Source organism: Arthrobacter sp. NPDC058192, assembly GCF_042883665.1.
Taxonomy (GTDB): Bacteria; Actinomycetota; Actinomycetes; order Actinomycetales; family Micrococcaceae; genus Arthrobacter.
The window spans coordinates 46,943-62,849 of sequence record NZ_JBHVVJ010000004.1; the positions used below are offsets into that span (position 1 = coordinate 46,943).

Annotated in this window: 8 protein-coding genes; 5 read left to right on the forward strand and 3 right to left on the reverse strand. The window is 60.1% G+C overall.

Annotated elements, in window-relative coordinates; translation table 11 throughout:
- Positions 1-23 precede the first annotated feature (23 nt).
- Positions 24-1,490: an endonuclease/exonuclease/phosphatase family protein gene (locus ACFVVK_RS05340; protein WP_390264482.1), complete on the reverse strand. Its 1,467-nt coding sequence runs from the start codon at positions 1,488-1,490 to the stop codon at positions 24-26.
- A gap of 583 nt (positions 1,491-2,073) precedes the next feature.
- Between ACFVVK_RS05340 and ACFVVK_RS05345 the strand changes: the two genes are divergently transcribed.
- From ACFVVK_RS05345 to ACFVVK_RS05355, 3 genes are all read left to right on the forward strand, one after another.
- Positions 2,074-3,561 (forward strand): SDR family NAD(P)-dependent oxidoreductase, encoded by a 1,488-nt coding sequence (locus tag ACFVVK_RS05345; protein WP_390264485.1) that lies wholly within the window; start codon positions 2,074-2,076, stop codon positions 3,559-3,561.
- A gap of 61 nt (positions 3,562-3,622) precedes the next feature.
- Complete coding sequence (locus ACFVVK_RS05350) at positions 3,623-8,410, forward strand: CDP-glycerol glycerophosphotransferase family protein (RefSeq protein WP_390265009.1); 4,788 nt, start codon at positions 3,623-3,625, stop codon at positions 8,408-8,410.
- Between the two features lie 121 nt (positions 8,411-8,531).
- On the forward strand, positions 8,532-9,884 hold the full coding sequence (locus ACFVVK_RS05355) for a glycosyltransferase (RefSeq protein WP_390264488.1): 1,353 nt from the start codon (positions 8,532-8,534) through the stop codon (positions 9,882-9,884).
- A 426-nt stretch (positions 9,885-10,310) separates the two neighbouring features.
- Here the strand turns inward: ACFVVK_RS05355 and ACFVVK_RS05360 are convergent, their stop codons facing one another.
- A complete protein-coding gene (locus ACFVVK_RS05360) occupies positions 10,311-10,535 on the reverse strand; it encodes a hypothetical protein (RefSeq protein WP_390264491.1) in 225 nt (74 codons plus the stop codon).
- Between the two features lie 334 nt (positions 10,536-10,869).
- Here ACFVVK_RS05360 and ACFVVK_RS05365 point away from each other — a divergent pair, with 334 nt between their 5' ends.
- Both ACFVVK_RS05365 and ACFVVK_RS05370 read left to right on the forward strand, forming a co-directional pair.
- Positions 10,870-11,196 carry a helix-turn-helix domain-containing protein gene (locus ACFVVK_RS05365; protein ID WP_390264493.1) on the forward strand — a complete coding sequence of 109 codons (327 nt, stop codon included), beginning with the start codon at positions 10,870-10,872 and terminating at the stop codon, positions 11,194-11,196.
- Positions 11,193-12,047: an IS3 family transposase gene (locus ACFVVK_RS05370; RefSeq protein ID WP_390264496.1), complete on the forward strand. Its 855-nt coding sequence runs from the start codon at positions 11,193-11,195 to the stop codon at positions 12,045-12,047. The genes ACFVVK_RS05365 and ACFVVK_RS05370 overlap by 4 nt, the downstream gene beginning before the upstream one ends.
- 90 nt (positions 12,048-12,137) lie before the next feature.
- On the opposite strand, the gene ACFVVK_RS05375 is transcribed toward ACFVVK_RS05370, so the two are convergent.
- Positions 12,138-15,644 (reverse strand): CDP-glycerol glycerophosphotransferase family protein, encoded by a 3,507-nt coding sequence (locus ACFVVK_RS05375; RefSeq protein ID WP_390264498.1) that lies wholly within the window; start codon positions 15,642-15,644, stop codon positions 12,138-12,140.
- Positions 15,645-15,907 lie beyond the last annotated feature (263 nt).

Consider the following 15,907-nt stretch of genomic DNA (forward strand, 5'->3'; position numbering starts at 1 on the left):
ATTTATTCCGAACGGGCCGGCTCCTAGGGAAGCTGGACCGTTGCCTTGACCATGTTGTGGTCAGAGGGGATGGTTCCGATGAAATTCCCACTTGAATCAACGTTCACCACGGTGCGCCACTCAACGACGCGCATCTTGGAAGTGAAGATGTAATCCAAATAGGTCCCGTTGCCCCAGGCATTGCGGGCGTTGGCGTGGCGTTTGAATGCGTTGAAGCTGTCGTAGTTGGCATTAACGGTCTTCTCAGCAGTCGCCTTCCCGCTGGGCAAATCGGAGGCATACGTGTTGCCGAGCGGATCAATATAACCGGCTGCAGTCAGGACGTCGTACGGGGCATTTGTCGGTACCGTCCACTTGTGCGAGTTCAGGTCACCGGTCAAGAGCACGGGAAAGTTGCTGGGATTGCGCTTCTTGATTTCTGCAGTGATGGCCTGGGTCTGCTTCGTGCGCAAGGACTGGTAGGCGGTGCCGCTGGCGGGCTCCAGGTGGGCGTCCCCGACAAAGAACTTCTTGTTTGTGGACTTTTGAACGAAAATGCCCCAAGCCCAGTAGCGCGGGTTGTCGGTGGCCTTTATTTCCGGCAAGGCCAGAGAACCCTGGCTGACCAAGGAAACCTTGGTTGCGTTGTAGAAAAGCTTCGTCCCTTGCGAGGCGCCCTTATAGGCGTAAACGCAGTTAGTGGGCGTGGTGTCCTTCACGCAGTTATTGCGCTTTGAATTCGCCAGTTGGTAGTTCGCCCCGGCGGCCTGGAGTCGCTGTTGAAGGTCCTCGAACTGGGAGACGCCGCCCGGGCGGGCGTCATCCTTGAGCCATCCCTGGGAGGCCTCCTGGATACCGATGACGTCCGGCATCTGGGCCTTGATGTTCGCCACCACCGCTGACCTACGTCCGGCCCAGGTCAGTTCATTGGCGACCCCTGAGAAGCAGTTGGCACACTTCACGTTGTAGCTCGCAACCGACAGCGGGTTCACGACCGCCGCAAAAACTGGGGCGATCTTCGTCTTGGTTGTTATGGCAGCCGAATACGGGCTCAGGTTAGTAGTTCCGTCTGCGGAGATGACTCGCACCCGCAGGTAATAGGTGGTGTTGCTTTTGAGTCCCCGGAGTTCGGTGGAGGTAGTTGTGAAGCGGTTGTACGTGGAGTCCGAAAAGTCGGCCTTAGTGGAGTACTGGACGCGATATCTCGGCGCGCCGCTGACAGCGTTCCAGGAAATGAAGACCGAGGTGCTCGTTTGTGCGGGTGACTTAAGGCCGGACGGGGTCGCAGTGGCTGCAGAGGCCCCGGGAGCACCGGATAGGAGGAGGAGTATTGCAAGGATCAAAATGGGGAGCGGGCGAACACGGAATGTTGAGCCACGACCGTTTTTTGGCATGCGAGACCTTATCGGTGAGACCTTCTGCGCCGGAAAAGCGGCAAAGGTACGAGTAAAAGGTGCGTTTTCACGGTAGAAGTTGCCGGGGGACACCATAGTCTGGCATGGCCAATCCATTTGTACAACGCGCAGGACTATTGCTGTGATTTATCTCCTAGTGGAGGGTTCTTGCCCCGCAGGCCTAACGCAGGCGGGCGACCGGCCGATGGCCATGCATAGAAGGGGCACACATGGAATCAACATTGGATGGTTCCTTTTCGAAAGCACGGTCTTGAGATGGCAGAATCCAGCAGCTACCCGTCCTGGTCGGGAAATGGATTTCGAGGTTATTTCCTTGACTCTGGCGTTTTGACAGCGGCGAGTGCGGCAAACGCGCTGGAGCACCCAGAGGGCGGTGCCGGACCCGGCGCCGCTCTCTGGGTGCCTCGGCTACAGGTTGGCGTGGTCAAAGATGCTGCGGTGTGGGCGCGCGTAGGCGGCGGCACGTGAGAGATGGCGAACTCCGCGTCCCAACTGCCGTAAACTCGTTAGGTAGTATGAGGGCGCCTGCACAGCTAAGTCGCTGCGGTGGGGTGCCTTTTTTTCGCTCTGCTCCCCGTGCGGGGGCGGACCAGCCCGACTGCGGGCGGGCCGACGGGGAAGACTTCTTTGTTTCTTCGGTTGTCGCAACATGAACACGTCGCACGTAAGAGGGGGTCCTATGGGACGCAAACGCAATGTCATGGTAATTCTGGCCGGGGGAGTGGGCACCCGGGTCGGTCTGAGCGTACCTAAGCAGCTGGTGAAAATCGCCGGTAGACCCATCATGGAGCACACGATTGCCGTTGCGCAGGAGTGTGAACTCGTCGACGAGATCATAGTCATGATGACCCCCGGTTATCTCGATAACGTGCGCGCCATGGTCAAGAAATGCTCCTTCACCAAAGTGACCACCATCTTGGAGGGCGCAGCGGAACGGAACGGGACCACCAAACTGGCTCTGGACGCAATCGGCGATCAAGACGTCAACGTCATCTTCCATGACGCGGTGCGGCCGCTCGTCTCGGTCCGCATCATCGCAGATGTCATCGCCGCCTTGGACGACCACGAAGCTGTGGACGTTGCCATTCCGTCGGCAGACACGATCATTGTCGTATCGGAAGATGATTCGACGCAGGGCAAGACGTCAGATCTGGCCAAGATCCGTGAAGTACCGCCTCGGGGCTACCTCCGCCGGGGCCAGACGCCCCAGGCATTTCACCTCGCCACCATCAAGAAGGCATACGAGGTGGCCCAAAAAGACCCCGATTTCAAAGCCACAGACGACTGCACCGTCGTCCTCCGTTATCTGCCGGACGTCCCCATCGCGGTGGTCTTGGGGGATGAGCGGAACATGAAGATCACCCAGCCCATTGACGTCTACTTGGCAGACAAGCTCTTTCAGCTCGCCCGCAACCACGACGGCCTTCAGCACAGCCCCCTCCAGTTCAGCGACAAGCTGGCGGGTAAGACCGTGGTGGTCTTCGGCGGGTCCTACGGGATCGGGGCGGACATTGCCGCGCTGGCGGCCGAATACGGCGCAACGGTCAAGGTGTTTTCCCGGGGGCTGACAAACACTCATGTGAATCGCCGAGCGGATCTCATAAAGGCGCGCGACGAAGTGCTGGCTGATACCGGCCGCATTGACTATGTGGTCAACACCGCCGGCGTCCTCCCGATGGGTGCCCTGGCGGACGCATCCGAGGAAACGATCTACCTCGCAACGGAAGTCAACTACATCGCTCCGATGCTCATCGCCCAGACTTTTCACGACGAACTTGCGAAGACGCGGGGCGCACTGCTGCTCTTTACTTCGAGCTCCTACACCCGAGGGCGGGGAGGATACAGCTTGTACAGCTCCGCGAAGGCGGCAACGGTCAACCTCACCCAGGCGCTGGCGGACGAGTGGTCTCATGAAGGCATCCGGGTTAACTGCGTGAACCCCGAGAGAACAGCCACCCCGATGCGCACCAACGCCTTCGGATCGGAGCCCGCTGCCGATCTGCTGGATTCCCTCGAGGTAGCTCGACGGTCGCTGGACGTTCTCATCACTAATACGACTGGTCACGTCATCGACGTCCGCAAAATGGACCCGCTGAACGTTGCCGTGATGGACAGCCCAGACGTCCAGGACGAATTCCAAATGGCGGAACCGGTCCTGGAACACTGACGTTGGCTACTTGCCCCGGATGAGAACGTGCAGATTGGTTTGGAGATAGTTGTTGGAAAGCATGGAACCCGTTAAATCGCCGAGTGAGCGGCCGCTGGAGCTCAGTGGTCCGCCGCTGTGGGACGTCGAAGCTTTGACCGATGTGACCGTCCTGGAGTCATGTACCTGGCTTGAAAACGGCATGCTTGAAGTCGGCGGCATCGCTTTCATTGCTGGGCTGCCTGCCGACCCGGAATCTCTTGAGGTGACGCTGGTGCTCACGGACCAAGCGGGGACGAGTCGAACGATTAGTGTCGCTCGGGCCAATAAGCCCGATTCCGACACTACTGACAAAGATCCGTGGGGCTACTACGGAGCGGCCCGCTTTTCCGCGGAGATCAACGTCGCCGAAGTCTTCGCTGACTTTCCTTGGACGGGAACCCTCCCCACCTGGGATGTCGCAGTAGATTTGAAGGTTGCCGGTGTCACGCGCCGGGTCCCTTTCAAGCAGCGCACGTACGGCCAATTCATGCGCACGCTTCTGTCCGAGCGGCTACTCGGAGATATTTTCGCAACCCCGGAGTTCTCCGCTGAGGCCGGATTTCGGCTAGTCCTAAGGCGCTCAGCCGTGATGGCCGAAGGAGTTGACATCTCCGGCCGAAGGATCGGCCTGAACCTGCGTCAAATAGCTGCCAAGCGGATATTCACCAAGGTGATCGCCCGTATGGGTGGGTTGACGGCGCAGGCAGCGGTGACAACTGGACCTGACGGGATCGGCCGCACGGTCCTCGACTTGCCGGTCAGCGCCGGGGAAGAAATCGATTTTCCGCAGTGGACACTCCGCGCTGTAACTGATAAGGACGTCGAACGGGGCCTGGGCTGGGGGCTGACCGCCTCAAGTGCCGGCAGTCACGTTTTGGTAGGAGAATCGCCGCTGGTGGCCGCCGCCAACGCCGCCGGGAATCTCAGCGTCCTGGACAGCGAGGCCTTCCTATTGGTCGAGTCTGCGTCACTCGACCAGGAGGGGACGTCGCTGATTCTGGTCGTGAAAACCAGCGACCCTGCCGCGGCGTCGCGCGTGCACCTTAACGGGAAGAACTCTGTGCGGCCGACGTCAGTGCAGCCAACGACTGATGGTCGCTTCGAGATAGTCCTGCCGGTTCCCGGCCCGGGAAACTACCGGCTGGAGTGCGTGCCCGACGCCGGAACTGCAGGTAACGCCTCCGTTGTCCGTGTGGGGCACTCCTTGGCGGCCCGCAGCGCCTTTCTGGGCAACACCAGCGTAGAGATCGAGTTTGCCGCCAGGACACAGCAGGGATTGACCTTGGCAGTCCGCCCCAGGTCCGCGTCCTCGAACCCGAAATTTATCCCCGGTCTCCTAAGCGTGGTCGTGCCAATGCACAACGCGGATGTATACGTCCGCGAGTGTCTAGCGAGCATCACCGGCCAAAGCTACCGGAATATCGAGATCATCGTCGTCGACGATGGGTCCACAGACATCTCGGCGCAAATTGTCCGCGACTTCCGCACGCGAGACCCCCGGATCCGGATCATCACTCAGGACCGCCGCGGTCCGGGCGCTGCCCGGGACAGAGGCGTACTTTCCGCCAGAGGCGAATTCCTTACTTTTGTCGACTCGGACGACGTGGTTGCCGATGACGGCTTTGCGCGGTTGATGGACTCCCTCACCAAATCGAACGCTGACTTCGCCGTCGCTGGAGTCCAAGTCTTCCAAGGGCAGAAGCTGATGCCGGTTCCATGGCAGGAATTGCTAAAGCATTCCGCACTCTCAGGCCAGACGTTGCAGGCGGCGCCCGTTGCACTTCGCCACATGACCGTTGTGGGGGCAGTCTTCCGCACGACCTTCTGGAGCGCCAACGGCCTCCGTTTCGGCGCCAGCCGGGCCTTCGAAAGCGACCAGCCCATGCTGAAGGCGTACAAGGCCGGGACGTTCGACCTCCTTCCGGACGTTGTCTACCGCTGGCGTCTCTGGACCCAACGCGAAAAGCAGGCGGATGAGCAGATCCTCGTTGAGCGTATGGGTGGCATTTTGCCAGGCTGGCGCGCCACCACGAAAGAACTGGCAGGACACACGGAAGGATTGCAGGAGTTTGAGTCACACTTCCTCGAGCACGTTCTCCTGAAGAATGCACTCTTGGCTGTCAGTCACGATTTCCCCGCACTCCGGCAGCTGGCCCAGGAGAACTTCCGCGAAGTGCTCGATGGGGTGAATAAACAATCCTGGTTCGGCATCGCACTGCACGACCGGATTGTGCTCAATCTTGTTGCCGCCGGGCAGTTCGAGCTGCTGGCGCGCTTCCTGGAATACAATGCACCTGCTTTCGCTTTTGCGCCACTGAAACAGACAGCTGAAGGGGTGGTCTATAGCGCCCCCCTAATCGAGGAAATCGCACCGTACCTGTCAGAGGACACACTGGTGCGGCCCTATTCCTCACTTCCGGCTGTTTCGCTCCTGACATCGGTTCGATGGGCTGAAGATGGAAGGCTGCTGATTGAGGGCGCCGCGTACATTGAAGGTCTCTCGGCAGATCCTGAGGTTCTGCGAATCGGTTTGGAACTTGTCGGACCGGGCGGCCACGTCTTTCCGGCGAAACTTGAACGAACTGTCGATCCGCGGATGGATCAATTCACCAAAGACCCTCACCACAGTTACGCCCAAGCGTGTTTCCGGGCCAGCATCGACTTCGACGATGTCATCGATGACGCCAAACTTCCGGACCGGCCGGGGTTTTTGCAGACCTACGGCGTCCGGTTAACTCTCCAATGCCCCGAAACGGAGCGCATCTGTTCCATAGAGCGGCGGCACGACTTCAGGATCATGCAAACGCCGATTTCCCGAGAGCACAGAGACCAACTCTGGATCACACCTGAGTTCACGAAGACGGACGGTTTGCGGATACGGGTTCGGCGAAGCGCCATCTGGGCCACAGAGGCCAGCTTCGTGGATCGCACTCTGTGGTTCGCTATGCAGGAATATGGCTCGACGTTGCAGTTCCGCTACGTCCGTCTCACTGCAGCGGGACACTCAGTTCAGTCAGAGTTGATCAGGGACACCGACGGGCTCTACGGCAGCATCGAGGTGCCTGAAGGAGTGTGGACAGACTCGTCAGGGCTGAGGCACTGGACTTTGGACGCTGTGACCGCAGACGGACGAACGCGACGCGTGGGTTGGGCTCTGGCCGGCGGGTCAGGCGCCGGACGGGAAATTGTCTCCGCGGAGGGGAGCCTGCGGCTTACCCGGACCAACCAGGGAAACATCACTCTGACAGACGATCCGTTGTGGTCCGAAATCGTCGACGTGCGCTTCGGTGCCGACTTCGCCTCTCTGGTGTTCCACGTCCGCACCAACTCTCCGGATGTGCTGCCTGCCTTTGAACTGGCCAGTGACCGTCATACGTTCACCGGGATTGCCGTGAAGCGCATGGCAACGGGATTATTCGAGCTGACCTTCGGCCTCACTGTCTCCGATTGGGGCCGCCAGCGCACTGTTCCGCCGAGCGCGCGCTACTACCTACGGCGTGTTGCTACGACAGACGGCGTCAGTTCATATTCCTCAGTAACCCGGACCGCGCAGGAACTCGGGGCACGTGGTAACCGCATGGACTGCAGCCGCGTCGGGGTGCACCTGGGAGCCAGCCACACTGGTACGTTCCGCGTGACGTTCCAACCGGCACTGACTCCCGAGGAAAAGAGCCAACGCGGACAGTTGGCGCTCTACGAGCGTCACGTCGAGGATCCGGCGCTGCCGCTGGATCCGGAGGCATTTTTCTTCCGGTGCTATTTCGGGGAAGTCGCCAATGACAGCCAAGTGGAGCTGCATAAGGAGGCACGGCGCCGCTGGCCGCAGGCGAAGTTGTACTGGGAGGTTTCGGACTTCTCTGTTTCGTTGCCTGAGGGCGGTATCCCGGTGGTTAAGCGTTCGGAAGCATGGTATGTGGCCCGCAGCACGGCGACCTACACGTTCTCCAACAACGACGCGGATTGGTGGAAACTCAAGCGTCCCGGCCAAACCGTGGTTCAGACCTTCCACGGGCACCCCTTTAAGCGGATGGGCCGTTCCCGGTGGCTCAGCCTTGGAGCCGGCCCCGAACGGATCGCCCAGCGGATCGAGGTCAAGAACGACCAGTGGAGCCACATCGTCAGTCAGAGCCCGAAAGCTACGGAGCTCTATGTCCAGGAATACGGGTTCCGGGGGCAGATGCTCGAACTCGGCTATCCGCGGAACGACGTGTTCAAGGGGCCCCAAGCAGCGCAGACGGCCGCCGACACCCGGCGACTCCTGGGCATCGACGAAACCAAGACAGTTGTGCTTTACGCGCCCACTTGGCGGGAATCGGACCAAAAGGCAACAACAGAGACTGTGGTCACGGACCTGTTCGACGCCCAAAGAATCGCCGAGGACCTTGGACCCGACTATGTGCTGCTGATGCGGGGCCACAGGTACAGCGCCAAGGCCGGGCCAGTGGACCGTGGCGCCGCACGCATCGTCGATGTCACATCGTATCCAGACTCGGCTGACTTGTGTCTCGCGTCGGACATTGGCCTCTTCGACTACTCCTCGATTCGCTTCGACTATGCGGTGACCGGCAAGCCCATGATCTTCTATGTCCCCGACTTCTCGCTGTATGAGAATGAAAGGGGATGGCTTTTCCCCTATGAAGACTCGGCTCCGGGCCCACTAGTTTACGACGAAGGAGAACTGACTTCACGCATCCGGGACTGGAAGTCCTGGACGGGCCAGTATGCCGAGCAATATTCGACGTTCTTAAGGAAGTTTGCGCCACTCGAAGACGGTGGGGCTTCAAGTAGAATAATTAACGCCGTTGTGCGAGGCCTGCCGCAAAAGTGAGATTGTCCGCAGATTTCCGTTCCCCCGAGCCTGAAGTAAGTCTTCAGCCATAAAGTCGTAAAGGTCAACAGTGCAATCAGTATTTATGGTCGTATTCGATATAAATGCCCGAAAAGGTGGGATGACCACCGCAATGCTCAATCGATCTCGGGTCTTTGAGTCCAAAGGGCACCGGGCTCATTTGGTAACTTTCGACTACAATCCCGACTATTCCACCGAGATAGCTGCACTTGTTGACCAAGGCCGCATGTCCCCCGGTGTTAAACTGGTAAATATTCACGAATATTACTCCTCGATGAATACTTTGGATCGGCCCATCTTCCAAAGCCCAGAACGCCCAGCGGAAGACATCCAGCTCGGGCATACTAAAGATGGGTATCGACTCCGGGAGCAATTTCATTCGACCGGGTACAAGATTCGGGAACTGACAATAGACCGCGTTTCGGGTAAGCCCTTGGCTGAGCGCTATTTTACACCGGACGGCTTCTGCTATCTGACGACGCATTTGAGCCTGGAAACGGGTATTCCCTTCGCTCTGCATCTTCATTTTCGTGATGGCTCTCCCACCCAGAGTTTCAGGAACAACAGACAGTGGCGGATCGACTGGCTGAATAGACTGGCGCGGCAGGAAACTACTATGCCTGTCTTCATCTGCGATGGGCCCGGGAGTGCTCCAACCGTGATGGGTATGGAAGAAGGGCTCGCGCGCCGCTTCTATCAGATTCACATAAATCATTTCCTCGCGCCTTTCGAATTCGGTAGTCCGATGAAGGACGACCATCGATTGATTTTCTCGAGAATGAGCGATCTCGACCAAGTAGTCGTACTCACTGACCAGCAGCGTGATGACATCATTGCTGATTTCGGCCACGGCGAGAAAATTTCGGTGATTCCGAATTTCTGCGATGTTGGAACCGTTCCGTCTGTGGAAAAGAAGCCTCACGAAGTGAGCATGCTCGTGCGCTTCCATCCGCAAAAGCGGGTGGATGATGCTATTCGCGCGTTTGCACTGGTGAAATCCCGAGTCCCGACTGCGGTACTTCGCGTTTATGGCCGCGGCGCCGAAAAGAAGAACTATGCCAGTCTTATCTCTGAATTGGGCTTGGGTGCACATGTTTTTCTTGAGGACTACTCAACAGACTCTCGACGCGTGCTTGCTGCTTCCGCTTGTTCCCTCATGACGTCGACTTACGAGGCATTTTCGCTTTCGATTGCTGAATCGTTAAGTGCCGGAACCCCGGTAGTGGCCTTTGATTGCCCGTACGGCCCTGCATCCCTGGTCGATAACGGCCGTAATGGGTTCCTGATCAAGGACCGCGACCTTTCGGCCTTTGCCGACGCAGTCGTCACTCTACTGAATGACCCAGCCGGAGCCGCATCTCTAGGCCGCGAGGGCCGCCGAATGATGGTCGAGAATTATAACGATGATGCGATCTACCAGCAGTGGAGCGCTTTGATGGATTCGATGTCGTAGCAGTCAGCCTAGATGGACCCTCCTCGTAGAGTGCGAAGGGCGTCGAGGAAAACGGCCCGCGAGAGAGCACAGAGGTCCCGTCGAGCCACGAAGAGAACGCTGATCAATACATCCCGATCAGCGTTCTTTTCGTCGCAGAACCGACAAACCCGGATGAGCATGGAAGCTTCAGCGGTTAGGGCCGACGAGTGCTTTGCGGCCTCTTCGCGGTTCGTGAGGAACGGGGTTTCCCGGATGAGTGTCGTGCCGTCGTCCGGAGGGCACTTCTCATGAGGATATTCGATTTGTAGTTCCCGGCGTTCCGGTAGCCGCGGGCGTTGCGTTTGATGTGTGATTGACTCCGATGTTGTTTGCTTCGACCTTGCCGGTGGTGGCGCCGGTGACGGTGAGGACTTCAATCTCCTTCCACCACCGGCACACGATGCGCTAGGAGCACGTTGTTCTCCTGTCGTCGGCGGCGAAGACCTCGGCCAGGCGGTGGACGGCCTGTTCGAAGGGTGTGCCGCCGGGGCGCAGAAGCAGCATCCGGTGCGCCCAGGCCCTGTCGACGGGCCGGCCGCGGCGGCCCTTGACCTGCTGGGACAAGTTCTGCCGGGCCTCGGTCGCCGCCTGGTTAGCCAGCGAGACCAGATGGAAGTGATCAACGGCCACCGCGTTACGGGGGAAGCCAGGTCCTCAACGCCTCTCTGAACGCGGCCGAGGGATCGTCGCGACGCTGGTGATTACTTGGACACACTCATCGCAGCAGGGCCCCGGGCCATTCTGAACTGCTCCCCGGAAGTTGGACTGAGAAATTCAGTTCCGACTCCCGGGGAGCAGTTTTTTGCGTTCAAGTAGTTCATTGTCTGAAGTCCAGCGCGAGGCCGCTGTAGCGTGGTTTGAGAAAGGCCTTGCAGATACGGCGACAGCTCACCTGCTGGGCGTGGCCCGTTGGCCGGTTAAGGCGTTGTATCGGCGGTGGAGGATTCATGGTCAAGGAGCGCTGGTGACCAAGCCGACAAAACAGTCATATTCTTTCGACTTCAAGCTCGCGTTGGTCGAACGGTTCCTCGCCGGCGAGACTGCTCCGGATCTCGCCGCCGAGGCTGACCTGTCTTCTCCGTTGTTACTGAAAACGTGGGTGCGTGTGTATCGTCGCGAGGGTGCTGACGCCTTGCGCCCGAAGCCTAAAGGCCGACCTCGGAAGCCCGAGACCCCACCGCCGTCGGAGACATCCGAGCTGGAGCGGCTGCGCCGGGAGAACGAACGGTTACGGGCGGAAGTGGCCTATCTGGGAAAATTGCGGGCCTTGAGGGCTCAAAAACAACGGTGAAGGTCCAGGCCCTCATTGCCCTCAAGGCTGACTTCACACTTCCGGTTCTGCTGCAGGTCGCCGGTCTTGCCCGATCGACATTCTTCTATCATCAGGCCCGCCTCCAGGCTCCAGACCCCCAAGAGGCTCTCAAGACCGCAGTCACAGAGATCTTCACGACGAACCAGGGCCGGTACGGGCACCGACGCATCCACACGGAACTGCTCAAGCAGGGCTGGATGCTCGCGAAGAAGACCGTGTTGAAGCTGATGCGCACCCTCGGGCTGGCCTGCAAGGTCCGGCGGAGGGTGCGCTACAACTCCTACCAAGGCGAACAAGGCGCTGTCGCGTCTAACCTGCTGAACCGGGAGTTCGACGCCACCGCCCCGAACCAGAAGTGGGTGACGGACGTGACCGAATTCAGTGTCGGCGACCGGAAGCTCTACCTCTCACCGGTCATGGACCTCTTTGACCGGCAGATCATCGCCCATTCGATCAGCCCGTCCCCAAACCTTGCGCTCACCAACGCTTCGCTCAAGCAAGCTCTCGCCTGCCTGGAGCCCGGTCAACAGCCGGTCGTGCACTCAGACCAGGGCTTCCAGTACCGGCACGCCTCATGGAGGGCGCTCCTCGAGGGCGCCGGCGCAGTCCAATCGATGTCCCGCAAGGGGAACTGCTACGACAATACCGTGATGGAGAACTTCGTCAGCCACCTCAAGGAAGAGATGTTCCACCGCGTCCGGTTCATCAGCACCGACGCCCTGGTCGCGCACCCGAAGGAGTACATCCGCTGGTACAACAGGGACCGAATCTCGACAAAGCTCGAGGGCCTGAGCCCGGTGCAATACCGTGCCCAGGCCCTCGCGGCTTAGGATCTTACTTGGCCAGTCCAACTTCCGGGGACCAGTTCATTCCTTATCTACGACACGAGATTAATTCCCGCCCAACCACGAAGAGCCCCCTCAGTGGGTGCTTGAGGTGATGCCGATGGCTTCCTTGTCCGGCCACAGCGCATCAAAGACCCGGCTTGTTGCCTCACCGTCACAGTGCGGGGCAAACATCTTGACGAAAGCCTCGTACTTGAGGGCGTACCGGCGGGACACGTCAGCGATGTTCTTGATGGACAGAACAACTTCCTCCGTGGTGTTATGCAGCGGACCAGGAGCTTTTTCTTCGAGATCGAAGTAGAAGCCGCGGGTTGCATCGCGGTACTGAGCGATGTCCGGCGTGAGGAAAACAATGGGTTTGCCCGTAACGCAGAAATCGAACATGACGGACGAGTAATCGTTTACCAGTATGTCCGCGGCCGTGTAGAGGTCGTTGACTTCCGGGTACTCGGTCACATCGATGACGAACTTATTTGCCGCCGTCTGCCGCTGGCCAGCGATGTTGTGGTGTCCGCGGAGGAGCAGCACGTAGTCGTCGCCAAGCTGCTGCTGGGCCTTTTCGAAGTCCAGATAGGTGACCATCTCGTACTGCTGTGAGGCGTTCTTGGCGTCGTCGCGCCAGGTGGGCGCGTAGAGAATCGCGGTCTTGCCCTCCGGGATGCCGAGCCTGGTCCGAATGGCGGCCCGATTCTCTGCCATCCGCTCGTGGGTGAGGCTGTCGTTCCGTGGGTAACCCTCGGCCACCACCGGCCCCTTGAATCCGAAGCAATTGGCCAGGACCCCGGCAGCGTAGTCGTTCTGCGCCAGGAGGGCGTCCCAGTATTCTGCCTCCCGCCACATGAGGTTCCAGTAGGACAGCGAGAAGCTGGTGCGGGCGACGTCGTTGCCGAGCTTCTTGAGGGGAGTTCCATGCCAGGTCTGGATGTAGACCTGTCCCTCGCGCTTGCGGAAGTAGAACGGGAAGTTGTTGTTGTTGATCAGAATCCGAGCTTCAGCCAGGAGCTGGTACCACAGCCGGGAACCGATCAGCACCGGTTCGGCGCCGGCGGGCACCGGCACCGAGAAATCCGCAACGGCCCAGTACATGGGCCACTGGCTGCCGCGGCGCTGGAACTCCTCGAGGAGGCGCCTGGGGCTGTCGGTGGCGCGGCGTCCGCCGAAGCACATGAACAAGACGGCGTCGCGGAGGTCAGCATCCACGCCTTCCGTCACCGGGGTGCGCAGCGTCTGCTGGTCGAACCGTCCTATTTCGTCTTCTGCAAAGGGGGGCCGCAGATGGATGGTTAGCGCAGCAGGGTTCGTGGGGGTGCGGCTGACGCCGACTTCCAGGCGGCCTGCCGCTATCCGCGCGGGCATCTCCTTCTGAAGCCCGGATGAGGCCGGAATCCAGTAGCCCAAGTGGTCGTCGACCCCCGGCGGAACGTAACGAACGCTGTAAGCTCCGGTTTCCGGCATGACTTCGTCACCGCCCCAGGGCCGCTGGGGCAGCAGGAAGTCGGCAGTGAAGACATTGCTTTGCCCATTGGTACAGACCGCAAAGGTGACGCCAGCCGCAGGGATGACGGCCTTCCCACTGGCGAGGACGATCCGGGGGAGCGGGGTCATCGGCAGGTCTGCAGTGCACTCGATCCGAAGGATGCGTTTGTCGGGTGAAACTTCGACTTTGGACGCAACAACCCGGCCCTTCCGCTCCTCGACCCTGAGGAAGCCGTACCCCGTCAGGCCCAGCCTGAGGCTTCGGGTCTCATCCGCGTGGGACTGCAGCTCGGCGGTTCCCTTCGGCCACGCCACCGGCTGTGGCGCGCCAGAGCCGCTGTCCAGTCGAAGCTGCCATTCACACTCGACAGCTGCGCCGGCGCCTGATCCCACCGCCGGGATGTCAATGACGTAGACGGCGAGGCTCCCGTCCTGATCCTGGCGGGTGGCCGTCTTCCGAACGCCGAACTTCCGGGACTCAATGGACATCCTCGCTGCGGGGGCAGATTCGGCCGCGATGGTGAGCGTCAGTGTTCGCCCTGCCACCTCGATCGACGATGCCACGTACCGTGGTGTGACCGGAATGAAAGTCAGCCCGGTTGAGGCACGCATCTCGACGGCCATCCTCGATGAGCCCAACATCGGTCCCACAGCCAATTGACCGGTTGAACCGGTGAGATCCCGGCGCGTCAACGGCGCTGTGAGTGTCCGGCCGCCGGCACTGACGGTCAGGAGTACGTGCCAGCGGGCGGCCCCTGCTGTCGTGGCTTGTTCCAGCAGCATGACGGCGGGATCGATGATGGTGCTGAACCCCGCCTCGGCGTAGGACGTCCAATTATCGTTTGAATTCCAGTCGATGGACTTGTCCGCATGGCGCTCCACCGGCAAGGGGACAGTCGCGCCGGTGTTGGCGTTGACCAGAGACGCCTGGATGGTGAGCCCGCCCCGGGCTGGGTCCACGGAGGAGATGTACGCATATCCGCCGATTTCCAGCCTGCCGTCGGCCCGCCAGTCGAAATGGGTCATCTTGCTGATGACTTGGAGGTCGATATCACGGCAGGCCAGGAGCTCCGGATCGTAGCCTGACAGTTCCTCCAGGTACCGGGGGCGGGCGAGGATCCCGGAGTCCGTCACCTCCGTCGGAAAGCTGGATGCGTAGTCGCTCCGGTGGTTGCAGATGCGGACAACGTCCTCGCGCTTGTTCGCGATGACGGCGGAAAGGATCAGTCGATTGTGGATCCGGATGAGGTCCCAGTCCAGCTCCTGGCCTTCGCTCAGGCGCAGCACACTGGCCTGCAACAAATTCCAGTACTCGGTGCCGGTACGGGGCACCACCTCGAAATAGCGGAAGAGCCCGTTGCCCAGCTCTTCCGAAAGCCAGTGCCGATAGTCTGCGGGAGCCGAGGCGGCGTGGATCGCGGCGGCAAGAGACTCAAGCCGGTGCAGGCGGTCTTCGAGGTATCTTGTCTGGCAGATCAGCTCGCGGGCCGGAGGCCGGAGCGCCGAGTCCAGTGATGTGTTGACGACGTTGAGATCCAGAATGTCGAATGACTTGGCGCGCGTATACAGCGTCGCAAGTGCCTCGTACTGCCAGTGTTCGCGATCGAGCGCGACGCCGGCGGTTGCCGAAACCCAGAATTCACGGCTGAATAGCTTGTTCGCCAGGAAACCGTCCAGCAGTATCTCCGGGAATCCCGCAACGGTCGCAGCGCGCCGGGTTTCGGCGTGAATTTTCTGCTGCCAAGCGGACGTGGAGCTGACGTTGCCCTTCACGATTCCGGTCATACCGACGGCGAAGGACGAGCCCGTCTCACGCAGGGAGCGGGACATGACATCCAGACTGCCCTTCTCGAGAACGTCTCCTGCCGTGAGGAACATCAGGTACGGGGCCCGCGAAGAGGCCACGGCGCGGTTCCGGGCTTCTTGCTCGCTGACGCCGGAAAGTTCGAGGTACCTCACCCGGCGGTCACGCTTGACGAACGGCTGTACCGCGCTTTTGCCCAAGCCGGCTGACGACGTGTCAACGACGATCATTTCCAAGGCGGGCGGCTTCTGGCCAACCAGGCTTCTCAGCGTCGCATCGGGAACGGAAGCATAATCTGCCACCAGTACGACGACGGCGAGCTGTGGCCGCTGAAGGGTACTAAGGGGCGATGCGTTGAGCGTACGTTGGACCTTGGCCAGATTGGCCGGATGGGCCAACTTCCGGATCTGCGTTTGCCGCTCCGGAGGCAGCGCCCGCCACGCGCGCCGCAGACTTCTCTTAGCAGCGGCTTTCAACGAAGCTATGGCTTCGCTCTCTCTGCGACCTTGCATTCTTGGATTCGCTTCTTTCGTCTGTTTCCAACTGGCGGTTGATACGTCAATCG